This window comes from Pedobacter lusitanus (assembly GCF_040026395.1).
Taxonomy (GTDB): domain Bacteria; phylum Bacteroidota; class Bacteroidia; order Sphingobacteriales; family Sphingobacteriaceae; genus Pedobacter; species Pedobacter lusitanus.
Map to the genome: position 1 here is coordinate 3,884,768 of NZ_CP157278.1, position 15,350 is coordinate 3,900,117.

The 15,350-nt window shown below is 40.0% G+C and carries 14 protein-coding genes; 5 read left to right on the forward strand and 9 right to left on the reverse strand.

All coding sequences use genetic code 11. The features are described 5' to 3' along the window. Positions 1–5: 5 nt before the first annotated feature. Both PL_RS16800 and PL_RS16805 read right to left on the reverse strand, forming a co-directional pair. Positions 6–758 (reverse strand): glycosyltransferase family 2 protein, encoded by a 753-nt coding sequence (locus tag PL_RS16800; protein ID WP_041883823.1) that lies wholly within the window; start codon positions 756–758, stop codon positions 6–8. Between the two features lie 19 nt (positions 759–777). Next, on the reverse strand, positions 778–2,049 hold the full coding sequence (locus tag PL_RS16805; RefSeq protein WP_041883821.1) for a glycosyltransferase: 1,272 nt from the start codon (positions 2,047–2,049) through the stop codon (positions 778–780). Positions 2,050–2,293: 244 nt separating this feature from the next. Here PL_RS16805 and PL_RS16810 point away from each other — a divergent pair, with 244 nt between their 5' ends. Next, positions 2,294–3,046 carry a class I SAM-dependent methyltransferase gene (locus PL_RS16810; RefSeq protein WP_041883820.1) on the forward strand — a complete coding sequence of 251 codons (753 nt, stop codon included), beginning with the start codon at positions 2,294–2,296 and terminating at the stop codon, positions 3,044–3,046. A gap of 613 nt (positions 3,047–3,659) precedes the next feature. On the opposite strand, the gene PL_RS16815 is transcribed toward PL_RS16810, so the two are convergent. From PL_RS16815 to PL_RS16845, 7 genes are all read right to left on the reverse strand, one after another. Further along, on the reverse strand, positions 3,660–4,565 hold the full coding sequence (locus PL_RS16815; RefSeq protein WP_041887209.1) for a glycosyltransferase: 906 nt from the start codon (positions 4,563–4,565) through the stop codon (positions 3,660–3,662). 3 nt (positions 4,566–4,568) lie between these two features. Beyond that, a complete protein-coding gene (locus PL_RS16820; protein WP_041887207.1) occupies positions 4,569–5,330 on the reverse strand; it encodes a class I SAM-dependent methyltransferase in 762 nt (253 codons plus the stop codon). Positions 5,331–5,387: 57 nt separating this feature from the next. Beyond that, positions 5,388–6,728 carry a flippase gene (locus PL_RS16825; RefSeq protein WP_041887206.1) on the reverse strand — a complete coding sequence of 447 codons (1,341 nt, stop codon included), beginning with the start codon at positions 6,726–6,728 and terminating at the stop codon, positions 5,388–5,390. Positions 6,729–6,746: 18 nt separating this feature from the next. Further along, on the reverse strand, positions 6,747–7,259 hold the full coding sequence (locus tag PL_RS16830) for a DinB family protein (RefSeq protein ID WP_041887205.1): 513 nt from the start codon (positions 7,257–7,259) through the stop codon (positions 6,747–6,749). An 80-nt stretch (positions 7,260–7,339) separates the two neighbouring features. Next, the gene (locus tag PL_RS16835) at positions 7,340–8,029 is read right to left on the reverse strand and encodes a YjjG family noncanonical pyrimidine nucleotidase (protein WP_348619948.1); all 690 of its coding nucleotides are present in this window, start codon (positions 8,027–8,029) and stop codon (positions 7,340–7,342) included. 7 nt (positions 8,030–8,036) lie between these two features. After that, positions 8,037–8,681 carry a uracil phosphoribosyltransferase gene (gene upp, locus PL_RS16840; protein ID WP_041882233.1) on the reverse strand — a complete coding sequence of 215 codons (645 nt, stop codon included), beginning with the start codon at positions 8,679–8,681 and terminating at the stop codon, positions 8,037–8,039. Further along, the gene (locus PL_RS16845; RefSeq protein ID WP_041882234.1) at positions 8,671–9,792 is read right to left on the reverse strand and encodes a DUF7033 domain-containing protein; all 1,122 of its coding nucleotides are present in this window, start codon (positions 9,790–9,792) and stop codon (positions 8,671–8,673) included. The genes upp and PL_RS16845 overlap by 11 nt, the downstream gene beginning before the upstream one ends. A 68-nt stretch (positions 9,793–9,860) precedes the next feature. On the opposite strand from PL_RS16845, the gene uvrB reads away from it, so the two are divergent. The 4 genes from uvrB to PL_RS16865 all read left to right on the forward strand — a co-directional run bounded on the left by uvrB (position 9,861) and on the right by PL_RS16865 (position 15,065). Further along, positions 9,861–11,909: an excinuclease ABC subunit UvrB gene (gene uvrB, locus PL_RS16850; protein WP_041882235.1), complete on the forward strand. Its 2,049-nt coding sequence runs from the start codon at positions 9,861–9,863 to the stop codon at positions 11,907–11,909. Further along, a complete protein-coding gene (locus PL_RS16855) occupies positions 11,909–12,109 on the forward strand; it encodes a YwbE family protein (protein ID WP_041882238.1) in 201 nt (66 codons plus the stop codon). The genes uvrB and PL_RS16855 overlap by 1 nt, the downstream gene beginning before the upstream one ends. Positions 12,110–12,245: 136 nt before the next feature. Next, positions 12,246–12,515, forward strand: a complete 270-nt coding sequence (locus PL_RS16860) for a DUF4834 family protein (RefSeq protein ID WP_041882240.1) — start codon at positions 12,246–12,248, stop codon at positions 12,513–12,515. 84 nt (positions 12,516–12,599) lie between these two features. Beyond that, positions 12,600–15,065: a hypothetical protein gene (locus tag PL_RS16865; RefSeq protein ID WP_041882243.1), complete on the forward strand. Its 2,466-nt coding sequence runs from the start codon at positions 12,600–12,602 to the stop codon at positions 15,063–15,065. Positions 15,066–15,350: the final 285 nt, after the last annotated feature.

Below are 15,350 nucleotides of genomic sequence, written 5' to 3' on the forward strand. Positions count from 1 at the left end.
ACAGATTAGTCGTTTGTTCTTTTATGCTTTACATAATACTGTGTCAGATTAACAGCTATCCAGAAGTGATTAATCAGGTTTGGGAGGAATCCGTAGTACTTTTGAAATATGCGGAAGCGTTCCTTTAAGCTGGCCAGATGTTTTTGTTTGGAAATACCTCCAACCAGATATTTAGCTACATAAAGCTGTGTATTCACAATGCTGGAAGCTTTTTTAGCTGCTTTAATGATCCAGTCGATATCCGAACTGTATTTATATTGCAGGTCATAGGGTTCTGTTAAGCTGCGTTTAACATAAATCGCCTGATGGCTGATGCTCATTCCATGTTTAAAACTGCGCCAGCTGAAACATTCAGGAGCACGGTGTCTTCTTTGTCCCAGGCTCTGCCAGTTATCATTAAACATTTCCGTTTCCCCATAATAAATATCTGCTCCGGGGGCAGTTTCAAATATTTCAGTCACAGTTTCAGGTGCATAAATCTCATCTCCCGAATTCATAAACAGGACATAATCTCCTGTTGCCAGTTTCAGACCCTTATTCATTGCATCATAAATTCCTTTGTCTTTTTCAGAGATGAACTGGCCGAGGCGGGATTTGTATTTATAGATAATATCTTTTGTCCCGTCAGTAGAAGCCCCGTCAATAATAATATACTCAATATTCGGGTACGTCTGATTTAATACAGAGCGCATAGTCCGTTCAATATCCCTTACATTATTATATACGATGGTAATGACACTAAGTTTTGGCTGCAGCATGAAGGATAAATATAATGAGTTAATGAGGATGTAAATTGATCAGAGACTGGTATAAACTGATATGTTTTTCAGCAATTACTTCTTCCGAAAAATGAGTAAGTATAGTTAGCCTGGCTTGTTTTTGAATTTCGGCAGCACTTTCCTCATGGTATAGCCATTCCATTCCGGTAGCCAGATCTTCTGAAGATTCATAGTCTGCCAGATAACCATTAACCAGATGCTCTACCATATCAGGAATTCCACCTGTTTTAAACGCGACTACGGGAGTTGCACAAGAAAGACTCTCCATAACCGTATTCGGAAGATTATCTTCCAGAGAGGGGGTGATAAACGCGTCAGCAGCAGAATAACATTTAGCCAGGTGATCGTCATTATCTATTTTGCCCAGAAAGGTTGTTTTAAATGGGAAAACGGGCATGTCTGTATTATCCTTATTGCCGAAAATGAGCAGTTCGATGTTTTCTTTTACAATGCCGGGTCTGTTTGCCAGGTCGTTCATGGCCTCAATCAGGTAGGTTGTGCCTTTATGTTTGTCATTTTTAGAGGGCATAAAGCCACTCATTAAGACGAATTTCTCAGGGGATATCTTTAGTAGTTTTTTGGCCTCCGCTTTTACATAAGGCTTAAAAACATTTGTTTCAATAGTATTGGGGATAACGGTTACTTCCCTTGCCCCCATGAGGCTGCTGAATTTTACAGATCTGGCCATCCAGTGGCTTGGAGCGACGATATGAAAGGGGAGGTTTGCGTATCCCTTTTTTTTGCTTACCCAGTTCCAGTGGGAGATGTCGTTTTTACCGCTTATTTTCAGCAGTGGACAAAAGCCGCATTGCTTATGAAAATTCTCGCAGGAGTAGCGTACATGGCATCCGCCGGTAAAGGCGTTGCTGTCATGAAAAGTCCATACGATTGGTTTGTCCAGTTCTTCCAGTTCGGCCAGGTCCTTAGGTCTTAAAAAGCCATGATTGATCCAGTGAATATGAATGAGATCGGCTTCCTGCAGTGCTTTGCTGGAGATTACAGATCTGCCAAACCATTGTAAAGAAAAAGGAGTTTTAAGGGCTTTGGTGAGGCCTTTGGCCAGGTATCTTTCCGAGAGGATATTAAAAATAGCTTTTCCTTTCTGGAAGGGGTTTTTGCTGAATGAATCAGCTTTTGAGCTTTCTTTAAACTGATAATAAACCATGACACGCGATTCGACGCCACTGGTTTGCAGCGCGTCACTTAACCTGAGGCAAGCCCTTCCGGCGCCTCCGTTTCCTTCGTATGTATTTAAATGGATTACTTTCAACAGCTCAAAATTACATATAATTGTTATCCTTAGCGCTTATAAACAATTTTATCCGCTAAATTTAGGCACCTTCTTAAAAAACCTATTGTTTTCAGCTGAATATAATTATTTTTACGCCTCCCAAAATAAGCAATTGAGATATATTTTTCTTTCATAACGCAGGATTACAGCATACTAGTACCCCGGTTTAACGTTATCTGTCAGAAGAGTAGAAAAAAACGAAAACCAGAAAAGAAAACAGCGCATGGATAACCTTTTAACAGACAGACAATTTTGGGTAAATTATTGGGAAAGTAAAACGGGATTGTCGGTTAATATCCCTGCAAATTATTTATTTCATCAGGAGCTTGGTTCTATAGTGAATACCCAAAAGGTAAAAACTGCGATAGAGCTTGGAGGTTTTCCCGGCTATTACGCTGTCTTTCTTAAAAAGTATCTGAAGCTTGATGTTACGCTGCTGGATTATTTCGTTCATCAGCCCGTAACGAACTCTTTGCTTGAGGCAAATAAGCTGACAGAGAGTGATATTCATATTATTGAGACCGATCTCTTCAACCATCAGGAGACCCGGCAGTATGACCTGGTTTTATCCTGTGGTCTTATTGAGCATTTCAATGATACTGCGGATATTATTCAGCGGCATATTGATTTCGTAAAACCTGGGGGGACTCTTTTTATAACGCTTCCTAACTTCAATGCAGTTAACGGATGGTTTCAAAAATCCTTTGACCGTGCCAATTACGACAAGCACAACATTAGTTGTATGGACCCTGAACTTCTGGCATCCATCTGCAGAAAAGCTGGCCTTGAGGTAATCCAGTCCAAATACTTTGGGCATTTCAGTGTGTGGCTTGAGAATGAAAAACAAAGATCCGCTGGTGTAAAACTCTTAAAGAAATCCATCTGGCTGGCCGGGAAAGTATTCACAAAAATATTCCCTTTCAACTCCCGTCAGTTGTCCCCTTACATTATCCTGGAGGCTAGAAAACAGAAATAGTTAGAACTTATTCAGTGAGTCCGTTCAAATAGTTGTTCCTGTAAAACAGGCGATCAACTGACCTTGTACTGTAAACAGTTGAGGGCATCAGCGGTGGTGTATTATTGTTCTGTATTAAGACTACTCATGAAGTTTGTTCAATCCGGCAGGTAAATTAGTAGTCCTTGTGCTGTAGATAGTTGAGATCATCAGCAGTGGTGTATTATTGTACTGTATTAAGGCTGCTCATGAAGTTTGTTTAATCCGGCAGGTAAATTAGTAGTCCTTGTGCTGTAGATAGTTGAGATCATCAGCAGTGGTGTATTATTGTACTGTATTAAGGCTGCTCATGAAGTTTGTTTAATCCGGCAGGTAAATCAGTAATCTTTATCATGTAAAAGGCTAATCATTATACATCATCTAAGCTAACCATCATGCATAACTCAATTATGCTCCCAGCCAACCAATTCCCCTTCCTATCTGAAAGCGGATGCTCTTTTCCAAAGTAAAACGGGAGGATTTTAAGTGTAAAAAAATAAAACCATGTCTGTATTGCCGGCCATTGTTGATGAAATCAACGCGGGCCGGCAATACAGACATGGTTTTATTTTCCCCTTAGAATCACCCCTCCGTTTCACCTGAAAAGCTTCATCTCTTTCAGATACCTCTTCACTCTTTCGAAGAAACTCCCCTTCCTCGTACTCAGAAAACCCTTAATAATCCTGTAAGCCTCTTCATTTTCTGCGATAACCTCAGGAAAAACCTTCACCGGTTTCGGGTTAATAATTACATTATAAATATCATTTATACCTGAATGTACTCCAGTACCATCATGGCCAATATTATTGACCAGTGACTGGCTTGGATTCAGAGTAAGACCACCTTTTAAAAAGATTGAAGCGTACCATCTGATTGCCCAGGAATTATTTTTGCCATTTTTAAAATCCTTCATCTGTTTCCAGAAGTTCATTTGATGATCAATCGAAAAATCTGCTTTTTTCTTTGCGTTAAACTGTCCCATCAGTGTATCGATGTTCGGTTCGAAATGTTGCCAGGCTCTTTCCCAGGTTGCCCATCCCCAGCTTGTTGCAGCGCGGTAGAAAAAAGATTCCGGTAAAGTATTCTCTTTAAGATGGTACATATAAGCACCAATATGCATAACCTTATCCTCCTGGCGGTAGCGGTTCAGTGCGTCATTAAAATAAGTCAGTGTATAAGGCGAAGTTACCAGGTCATCTTCAAAAACAATAACCTGTTTATAATCTTTCACTAATCTGCTTACACCAGCGATTACAGATTCAGCGAGGCCCATATTTAGTTTTCTTTCAATGATCTCTACCGATTTGAATCCTTCCACATGTTTCAGTAACTCCCTTACTTCCTGTACATTTTCCTCGTCGGCTGGTGTTTTAGGGCCGTCAGAGAAAATGAATAGGCGGCTTTCAGCTGCCAGTTCATTCTGTTTCAGAAACTTAAGCGTACGTTCAGTATGCTTGGGTCTGTTATAAACAAATAAGGCAATAGGAGCGAAACTTTGCATGGATTAAAATATTTGGAGAGTCTGACTTGATTTTTTTGTTAAAACGGTATATGCATTCCCATATTGTTCCTGTTTTTTTATTCCCAGGATATTTCCGATTGTCTTTTTGATTCTATATTCCAGTTCTATCCTTAAAACCCTGGAAAAAGTTTTAGGCGTTTTATTATTGACAAACTGGTTGAATTTAATTGTTGCAGTGGGGGTCATTGAAACTTTATCATCAATAATTTCCAGCCCTTCACTCTGTAATAAAAAGCGTATTGCAGTAGGCGTGTACATATTGATATGGCCGTAATCCAGAAAATGTTTCATCCGTTTATCCACGCCAAAGCGATAATCCAGCGGAACTTCGATGACCAGATTTTTTGCCACACGTTTCAATTCCCTGATCAGTATACGCTCATGTTCCACATGTTCCAGTACGTGCGCCAGAATGACCAGGTCAAACTCATTGTCTGCATAAGGTATTTTATAGCCGTCAAAACTCTGTACCTCTTTAAGGCGACTCAGATTACGGTTTTTGATCAGAGAAACACCAGTATCAGCAATTTCCAGTGCATACAGTTCTTTGCCAAAATCCCATTCATTTAAGAAATGCAGGATGCTGCCGTCGCCGGCGCCAACTTCCAGTACTTTGTCAGGGCGGATACTTTTACAGACATCCATTATGTTTTTTGCTTTGGCTTCTGCTCCAAGCATGCGCCATGTGGTATCGGTTTGCGTATAAAAATTATCGTATGCAGATTTTACTTCATCGCTTAACATAGCAAATTTCTTTTTTTAGGTGTAAATAAGGTTGGATGTATGAAAAATTGTAGCAGGTTATACATGCGGTGAATTTTCCTGGCGTTTGAATATTTTTTGAAACACAGTAAACAAAAATAATGATTTTAACATCATTATACCCTGCTGTCTGGTTTTGGGAATAAATAAAAGATAAAAGGCGCTGGACGCACAGGCAACCAGGGTTGCAATGGATGCGCCAATACCACCACAGGCAGGAATCAGCCAGAAGTTCAGCAGGATATTCACAATCGCTCCCAGCATGGTCCGCTGAAAAGAAATCATCGTATAACCCTCTGCCAGTAAGTACTGTGAACTCGCACTGCCTAAGAAAACGAATATGCCAGACCAGATATGTATGGATAACATCTGCCCGGCACCATTATAAGTATCTCCATAAAGAAACTGAATGATAAAAGGGCCCAGGAAACTAATTACGATAGCTACCGGTAAACTGATAAATACCAGTAAGTCGTATAGATTTCTTAGTCTTTTTGTATATCTGCCGGTATCCGTTTTGCGCGCATGGATCAGTGCCGGGAATACCGAAGTTACTATCGCAACAGGAATAAAAAACCAGGCCTCGCTGATTTTGGCTGCGGCACTGTAAATTCCTACTTCAACACTGCCAACACTCTTTAACATGACCTGGTCAATCTTCATATAAATAGAAACCATAACCGCAGAAAGAATCAGTGGGAAGGACTGTTTTAACAGATTAATCGCTCTGATACGGTTAAAGCTCCAGGTAAACAGACTATAACCTCTGCTATGATACATATAAACCAGACCAGCCGCAAGCGCAAAACTGTCAAAGGTGAGTGAAGCTGCAAAATAAATCAGCGGCATTTTGAAAACGACCAGTAATATCTTGACTGCAGCAGATAAAATGACACAAATATTCTGAACTTTTACCACATATTTTGAAGCAACCTGCGATTGAAAATAAGAATCAATCACATTAAAGGATTTGAAAAAAGAAGCGAAGGACAGAATTAAAATAATCCAGGTCAGGGAGTCTCCTGGTTTTTCAGAATAATGATGAAAAAGCAGATAGATACCTACGGTGATTGGGATCAGTAAGGCATTTACTGCTAAACGCATCAATAAAGCAGTACCTAAAATCTCATCTTTTTTATGTGGTTCATTCAGAATCTCCCGGATGATGAAAGTGTCCAGACCTAATGCACCAACTGCAGCAATGATTACAGTAAAGGCATCAGCAAAACTGAGTTCTCCAAAAGAAGAAGCTTTAAGATATCTCGCAATAACAAAACCAATAACCATGCTCAGAATTTTTCCAAACATCAGCCATCCGGTATTTTTAAAATACTTGTTAAACGCCTCCTCATCAAAACCTTTTAAACCGGGTAGTTTCATCCGCGCAAATATGTGAAATTAAAAACTCTTCTCAATCCGCTTTAATTGTTTCAGATGATGATTTAAATGGATTTCAGTAAAACGGAACCATTGTCTGGCATTCAAATAGCCCAGACGAGGATGCCGTGTTTTAATGGCAGAATCAGCCAGATGCAGCTGAGAATAGACTATATTCAGTTGTTCAAGGAATTTTTCTATAAAATCTGCGGCGGCTGCTTTGGTTATTTTCTGCTCCCTGCCCTGTAAAGCTTTTGGGACTTTATATTTGGCTTTAGGAGGAAAACTGCCTAAAAATAAGATCATTTTTACCACAAAGGCAGTAGGTTTTATTTTTCCCTCTCCCTGAATACATTTCTCAATTTCTCCAAGAGAAAGCAGACTAAGATCAAAAATATGCGAGTAGACTTCACTGTAAGACCAGCCACCAATAGGAGGTGTTAACTGAAACTGATCTTCAGGAATTTCCTGTAATGTTGCATTATAGGCTGCCACAATTTTTTTCAATGAAGAATATACAGAAGAATTACGCATAAAGTCAGATAAAGATTAACAGTGCCGGTCAAAATTCAGTAAGCTGATTAAGCCGGCTCTTAACGTAAAACAGTAAAAAGCTAAAAATGTTGCATCAATTCTTCGAGATGCAGAATCTGCCAGTCTACATCGGCTGGACGGGCAATGTTCAGCGGGTTAAAAAAAATAGCTTTTATACCAAAGCTCTGCGCACCACGGATATCAGCTTCAAGACTGTCACCAATCATAATACTTTCGTGTTTCTGTGCACCTGCTTTATTTAAGGCATATTCGAAAATTGCGCTATCAGGTTTATTCACCCCTACATCTTCCGAAATAATTACATTGGAGAAATAAGGATTCAGCTTACAGGTTTCCATTTTGGTCAGGGTCGTTTCTTTAAACCCGTTCGAGATAATATGGAGCGTGTACTTTTGCTGCAGATAGGCCAGGACTTTTTCAGATCCTTCAAAGAGATTCTTTTTTCTCGGACTCTGATTGACATAATCTTCTTCAAAACCATGTGGAACCAGCTCCGGTGATACGTTCAACTGAACAAAAGTTCTGCTGAACCTTTCAGATCTTAACTCTTCTTTGGTGATTTTTCCCAAATGATATTCTGCCCAGAGCGCATGATTATTTTCAGTATAGACATCAATAAATACTTCGCAGGCCGGAAGACCAAGCAGATTTAACTGGTACTGATGATATAATTCAGTTAAGGTTTCCCGGGCATTTTTATCAAAATCCCAGATGGTATGATCTAAATCAAAAAAGATATGTTTAATCATCTGATACTTAGATTTTGGTTCCGTAAGCAAGATCTCCTGCGTCACCTAATCCAGGTACAATATATGATTTAACGGTCATTTCGTCGTCTATAGCACCTAACCATAATTTGGCATGAGGTAAATTAGCGCGTACATGTTTTACACCTTCTGCACTTGCAATGGCAGCAATGATATGCAGTTCTTTGATTTTATATCTTGCCATCAGTTCCTTACAGCACAATACCATGCTCAGGCCGGTAGCCAGCATAGGATCTGCTATAATCAATATCCTGTCTGTTAAATCAGGAGCTGAGATATAATCTACGTGAATTTCTATCGTTCCAGCCGGATTTGATTTCCTGTAGGCAGTTACAAATGCGGCATCAGCACGGTCAAAAATATTCAATAGTCCCTGTTGCATAGGTAAACCCGCACGTAAAATAGTAGCCAGCACCGGCTGATCGCCCAGAGCTTTGGTTTTAGCAATACCCAGCGGTGTTTGCGTTTCTGAATCTGTATAAGTCAGATTTCTGCTGATTTCCCATGCAAAAAACTCACCGAGTCTTTCCAGGTTTTTACGGAAGCGCATGGAATCCTTCTGTATATTTTCATCACGTAACTCCGCCACGAAAATATTAGCAATAGAATTTGTTTTACTCAGGTCAAATATCATTTGGCAAAGATAAAAAATTGCTTAACAATTGTGTGTATAGTCTTCTGCCCACTTTCCCCTTGCCAAATTCCGGCAGCGATTCTTTATGCCATAACAGATAAAAATGGCCATTTAGCAATTTTACATTTTCTATGAGTCTGCCCCATTTATACAAGGTTTCATCGATATTAAATGTCCTGTCTTTTAATAGAATAATATCATTTACAGCAATCGGATAAACCTGCAGGTGAGTGGTTTTTTCCAGCTGAAGATCATACCAGAAAAATGGAGTACAGGTGCCGGCCCTGAAACCGATAGAGGCCGGATAACCCATTCTGTAATCTTTACTGACTCCATTTTTTAATAGTTGCAGATAGCTTTTGGGGAAACTGATCTGTCTGTCACAAATCAGGTCAATTTCAGCAGAAGGTTTAAAAAAATAAACCGGGTTCAGTTTGTGTTTTTCATGCTCTGCATTCAGAAATAATGACAATCCGCTGCCCTTTGTTTGTTCGGCGCTCCTGCTTCGTGAAACAAAAGGGATATTTCTTAAAAAGTTAATCGCATGCCTGAATATATTAAATGAGCTCATTCCCGGTGCATCGTACATACAGACCAATGGAATAAACTCAAATTTTTTCTGTCCGAAATGCAATTTGGGATAGCGCTTTAACAGCATGTTTTTGAGCATCAGCGCCCAGCCGTCAATAACAGGGAATTCCAGCAGTTTCAGTTTGAACTGCAAACTTGCTTCAACCGGATAATTACCATCAGGGTCAGCATCAAAAGGCAGGTATTCCTCATACCTGCTCACAAAATAAAAAGCTGCGGCAAAAACATCAAATGGTAAACTGCTGTTATCAACAGCAAAAGGGACAATCATATCCCCAAAAGTGGTGGTCTTTATATTTGGCGGGGTAATTGTATGTGCAAGCAGGAAATCTGAGTTTTTAAAAAATGGCTCATCCCCGACAGGAAGATCTGAATAAGTTATTTTGGGTAATGATGAAGCTTTGAATTCCTGCACGTTAGAGCTGAACCCTGCCTGTGTTTTGAGGATATCGGTGAAAATAAAGTTGAAAACATACTTAATCCTTGGTGAAAGTATGGGAACATATACCAGTAATTTCATGATGCCAATAAATTTAGGATATAATCACGACAATCCAATACATCAATAATTGTTATCTTTGAATAGCTATGAAATTTCAACTTGTTTCAGATTATAAACCTACGGGTGATCAACCAGCCGCCATTGAACAACTGGTTACAGGCGTTAACAATAATGAAAATTATCAGACTTTACTGGGTGTTACCGGATCTGGGAAGACATTTACTGTGGCCAATGTAATACAGCAGACACAGAAGCCTACATTGATCCTGAGCCACAATAAAACGCTGGCAGCACAATTATATGGAGAGTTCAAAAACTTTTTCCCTGAAAACCAGGTCAATTATTTTGTCTCTTACTATGATTACTATCAGCCGGAGGCTTATATGCCCAGCAGTAATACTTATATCGAAAAGGATTTAAGTATAAATGAAGAAATAGAAAAATTAAGACTGAGAACAACTTCAGCATTAATGTCCGGCCGCAGGGATACAATTGTAGTTTCTTCTATTTCCTGTATTTATGGTATGGGAAATCCGGAAGATTTCTCCCGCTCAGTATTTCGTTTTTCGGTTGGAACCAGGGTCTCCAGAAATTCATTTCTGCATAGCCTGGTTGAAATTTTATACGCCCGTACGATCAACGATTTTAAAAGAGGAACTTTCAGGGTAAAAGGTGATACAGTTGATATTTTTCCGGCTTATCTGGATACTGCTTACCGGATTTCTTTTTTTGGAGATGATATAGAAGAACTGAGTGTTATTGATCCCGTAACAGGGAAAACCATAGAGAAAGTGGAAGATATGGCTGTCTATCCGGCAAATCTGTTTGTAACACCAAAAGATAGATTTACTTCGTCGATCTGGGGAATACAGGAAGAGCTGGAGGTACGTAAAAATCAACTGATAGGAGACAGGCAGCTGCTGGAAGCCAAGAGACTGGAAGAAAGAGTGAATTTTGATATAGAAATGATGAAAGAACTGGGTTATTGTTCAGGTATCGAGAACTATTCGAGGTTCTTTGATGGCCGTCAGCCCGGTATGCGTCCTTTCTGTTTACTAGATTATTTTCCTGATGATTATTTAATGGTTATTGATGAAAGTCATGTGACTGTTCCACAGATCAGGGCGATGTATGGCGGAGACAGATCCCGCAAACTTTCATTGGTTGAATATGGATTCCGTTTGCCGTCTGCACTGGATAACAGGCCTTTAAATTTTGAAGAATTTGAGAGTCTTGCACCCCAGACAATTTATGTAAGTGCAACACCTGCAGATTATGAATTGCAGAAATCTGAAGGTATAGTTATTGAGCAGGTAATCAGACCTACCGGGTTGCTGGATCCGCTGATAGAAGTAAGACCGGCAGTAAATCAGGTAGATGACTTACTGGATGAAATAGATAAAACTATTAAAATGGGTGACCGTGTGCTGGTAACCACGCTGACCAAACGTATGGCAGAAGAGTTAACCAAATACATGGACAGACTGAATATTAAGTGCCGTTATATTCACTCTGAAGTGAAGACCCTGGAACGGGTAGAGATTCTGCGTGGTCTGCGTCTGGGAGAATTTGACGTATTGATCGGGATCAACCTATTAAGAGAGGGACTGGATTTACCGGAAGTGTCATTTGTGGCCATTCTGGATGCTGATAAGGAAGGGTTTTTAAGATCTGACCGGGCATTAATTCAGACTGTCGGACGGGCGGCAAGAAATGACAGGGGCCGGGTAATTCTCTATGCAGACAAGATTACGGATTCTATGGCCAGAACCATAGATGAAACCAGCCGTCGCAGAGAAAAACAAATAGCTTATAATACTGAAAATGGTATTACCCCTAAAACAGTAGGGAAAAGCAGAGAGGCGATCCTTGAACAGACATCGGTACTGGACTTCTCGGCAACAACAGATCATAAAAAGGCTTATGTGGAAACTAACCAGGCAAGCATTATTGCTGATCCGATTGTACAGTATATGACTCAGGCAGAGATGCAGAAATCAATTGATAAGACCCGTAAGGAAATGGCTAAAGCAGCCAAGGATATGGATTTCTTAATGGCAGCGAGATTGCGGGACGAAATGTTCGCTATGGAGACTGTATTTGAAGAAAGATTTGGTAAACAAAAAGTTAAATAATGAACGGAAAAAACAGGTCGGATATTTATCCCGGACTAGAAGTAGATATCATTTTGAAGAAAGATCAGCGCAGCGGGAAGCTGACCAGAGGAATCGTAGCTAACCTGCTGACTTCGTCAGCTTTTCACTCCCGTGGAATTAAAGTCAGGCTGGAAGATGGGCAAATAGGCAGGGTTGCAGAGATCGTTGAGGAAGATTAAGATTTTAAATATGGCCTTAAGCATTATCTAAGGCCGTATTTCTGTACAGATTGTAATTATTGTGCAACAAACAGACAGACTTTGTAATTATTCAACTTGAATTCTGTCTATATTTGTAGATTAACTTGGAAAATAAATGGGATTAATTAAATTTCTTTTTTTTACTATACTGATACTCTGGATTATCCGTCTTTTGTTGAGACTGGTTTTTCCTATGATAGTCAAAAATATCTTTGGTAAAATGCAGCAGTCTTCGGGTTATGCCGGACAACAGCATCAGCAGCAACAACAACGTCAGTCTAACAGACCCGAGGGCTCGTTGTCAATCGATTATGTACCACCACAGCCTAAGCAGGGGAACGCCGATAAATTGGGTGATTTCGTTGATTACGAAGAGGTTAAATAAAAATATACCGCTAATCGAGATATTTCCTTCCTAATCTGTATCAATTTTATATTTTTGGGGTTAGTTTAATATAAACAGACCTTAATGAACAATTGGTTAAAAAGGAATGGCATACACTTAGCCATCAGTGCGTTTTTTGTAATTTTATGTTTCGTCTATTTTAGTCCTGTTTTACAGGGTAAAGTTCCGATTCAGGGTGATGTAATGCAGGCTAAAGCCATGCAAAGGGAGATCATGGAGTACAAAGCCAAAGATGGTAAAGGCCCTCTCTGGACAAATGAAATGTTTGGCGGTATGCCTGCCTATCAGATCTGGGTTCAATACCCACTGAACTTAACTACTTATGGGATAGCTGTAATCACAGATGTTCTGCCTAATCCGGTAGGTACAGTCTTGATGTATCTTCTTGGTGCTTACCTTCTTTTTTGCGTGTTAAAAGTAAATCCGTGGCTTGCTGCTGCGGGAGCAATCGCCTTTGCATTTACTTCTTATAATTTTATTATTATCGGTGCCGGACACAGTAATAAAGCCCTTGCGATTGGCTTTTTTGCGCCGATCCTGGCAGGAATTATTCTGACACTTCGTGGCAAATACTGGATGGGTGCCAGTCTGACGGCCCTTTTCCTGGCTCTGCATATCAGAGCTAACCATATCCAGATGACTTATTATTTTCTGCTTGCGCTGTTAATCTATATCGGAATAGAAATATACCACGCGGTTAAAGCTCACCGAACAAAAGAACTGACTAAGTCTCTTGGATTTTTAGGCGCGGCCATACTGCTTTCAGTAATGGTTAATGCCAGTAACTTATGGACTACCTATGAATATGGGAAAGAGACCATTCGTGGTAAATCTAATTTAACTGCTGACGCAGCTGAACCGGATAACGGTCTTCCAAAAGACTATGCTTATCAGTGGAGTCAGGGTGTCAGTGAATCCTTCACATTCTTAATTCCGAATTTATATGGTGGCGGAACAAACCGCCTGGATGGAAAATCAAACGTAGCTAAAGCTATTGAAAAGGTAGGTGCATCACCAGAACAGGCTGCAGGTTTTGCCGCTCAGATGCCGGTATACTGGGGAGATAAACCAGGTACTGCAGGGCCTTACTATTTCGGCGCTATCATTTGCTTCCTCTTTGTATTCGGCTTGTTTATTGTGCGTAACCGCATTAAATGGTGGATTTTATCGACTACGATTTTATTCCTTTTCTTATCATTTGGTAAAAACCTGCCATTTATATCTGATATTTTCTTTGACTATGTACCGCTTTACAATAAATTCAGGGCAGTTGAATCCATATTGGCTGTAGTTGGACTGTTGTTCCCGATTTTAGCCGTGCTTGCTGTTAAAGAAGCTCAGGAAGGACTATACGATGAAAAATACCTTGTTAAAAAATTAACCTGGTCGGCAGGCATTACAGGCGGTTTCGCTTTGATCGTTGCTGTTATTCCAACGCTGTTTTTCAGCTTTAAAACTTCTGACCATGAAGCGTTTTTAGGCACGCTTAGTCAGGCGATGAATAATGATAAAAATATTGCGCTTACCGTAGGGAACGCGCTGATACAAGACAGAGCAGAGCTGGCAAGAGCCGATGCTTTGAGAACGTTGATCTTTATTGCTATCGGTTTTGGATTAACATGGGCATTTATCACTAAAAAGATGAAAGCCGAGTACGCTTTTGGTTTACTGGCTTTGTTTACACTGATTGATATGTGGCAGGTAGACCGTCGTTATTTAAATAACGAGAATTTTGTGCCTAAAGCTACTCTGACCAGCCATTATCAGCCAAGAGATGTAGATACTTTTATCCTGGCAGATAAAGATCCTGATTTCAGGGTTTTTGATACGACTATTCCTACTTTTACCAGTGCGGATGCTTCGTATTTCCACAAGACAGTTGGGGGAGCACATTCTGCGAGGTTAAAACGTATTCAGGAACTGGTTGATCATCAGTTTACGAAAAGTGTAAATCATGATGTGCTGGATATGCTGAATACAAAATATATCATTACGCAGGATCAGCAGACAGGATCATATAAGATGCAGCGCAATGAAACAGCGGCAGGTAATGCATGGATCGTTGATCAGGTGCAGTTTGTGAAGAATTCAGATGAGGAAATGAAAGCAATCAGTAGCTTTGATCCTAAAAATGAAGCCATTGTGGATATTAAGTACAAAAATTTAATTGATACTGCGAAAGCTGGTCTGGGTGGCCCGACTGCAATGATTAAACTGGATAGTTATCATCCTGATCATATGGTTTACTCTTACAGTGCTCCAAGAGACGTGATTGCTGTGTTCTCAGAGATTTATTATGACAAGGGATGGAAAATGTACGTAGATGATGTGGAAAAGCCTTATTTCAGAGCTGATTACGTGTTACGTGCTGCACAGCTTCCGGCGGGTAATCATAAAATAGACTTTATTTTTCACCCTGTTTCTTATTATACAGGAGAGAAGATCTCTCTGGCGGGTTCAGTCCTGTTAATGTTAGGTTTGGGATTTGCTGTTTATACCGATCAGAAAAAGACCAAGAAGAATAGTTAAGAACTTATAAATATTAAAATTGTGAGGGTTGTTGCTTAATGCAGCAACCCTTTTTTTTGCTGGCTGATTTTCTTTGAGAACGGTTAAAACAGCTGTTTGAGCAAGAGACAAGAAGGTTTGTGGCTATGTTGTGCTTAACCTTGATACGGGTTTGAAGCGGGTTTGAAACGGGGTTGATACGGGTCATAGCGTTTCAACCCCGTATCAACCCCGTTTCAAACCCGTATCAAATATAACTACAACCTAACTACAACTGTATTTCTGTATAGTGTTTTTATCTGTAAC

Excerpts from the sequence above, each read along its gene's own strand:
- PL_RS16800 (WP_041883823.1), bottom strand. The coding sequence starts at position 758 with ATGCTGCAGCCAAAACTTAGTGTCATTACCATCGTATATAATAATGTA.
- PL_RS16810 (WP_041883820.1), top strand. The coding sequence starts at position 2,294 with ATGGATAACCTTTTAACAGACAGACAATTTTGGGTAAATTATTGGGAA.
- PL_RS16815 (WP_041887209.1), bottom strand. The coding sequence starts at position 4,565 with ATGCAAAGTTTCGCTCCTATTGCCTTATTTGTTTATAACAGACCCAAG.
- PL_RS16820 (WP_041887207.1), bottom strand. The coding sequence starts at position 5,330 with ATGTTAAGCGATGAAGTAAAATCTGCATACGATAATTTTTATACGCAA.
- PL_RS16825 (WP_041887206.1), bottom strand. The coding sequence starts at position 6,728 with ATGAAACTACCCGGTTTAAAAGGTTTTGATGAGGAGGCGTTTAACAAG.
- PL_RS16830 (WP_041887205.1), bottom strand. The coding sequence starts at position 7,259 with ATGCGTAATTCTTCTGTATATTCTTCATTGAAAAAAATTGTGGCAGCC.
- PL_RS16835 (WP_348619948.1), bottom strand. The coding sequence starts at position 8,029 with ATGATTAAACATATCTTTTTTGATTTAGATCATACCATCTGGGATTTT.
- upp (WP_041882233.1), bottom strand. The coding sequence starts at position 8,681 with ATGATATTTGACCTGAGTAAAACAAATTCTATTGCTAATATTTTCGTG.
- PL_RS16845 (WP_041882234.1), bottom strand. The coding sequence starts at position 9,792 with ATGAAATTACTGGTATATGTTCCCATACTTTCACCAAGGATTAAGTAT.
- uvrB (WP_041882235.1), top strand. The coding sequence starts at position 9,861 with ATGAAATTTCAACTTGTTTCAGATTATAAACCTACGGGTGATCAACCA.
- PL_RS16855 (WP_041882238.1), top strand. The coding sequence starts at position 11,909 with ATGAACGGAAAAAACAGGTCGGATATTTATCCCGGACTAGAAGTAGAT.
- PL_RS16860 (WP_041882240.1), top strand. The coding sequence starts at position 12,246 with ATGGGATTAATTAAATTTCTTTTTTTTACTATACTGATACTCTGGATT.
- PL_RS16865 (WP_041882243.1), top strand. The coding sequence starts at position 12,600 with ATGAACAATTGGTTAAAAAGGAATGGCATACACTTAGCCATCAGTGCG.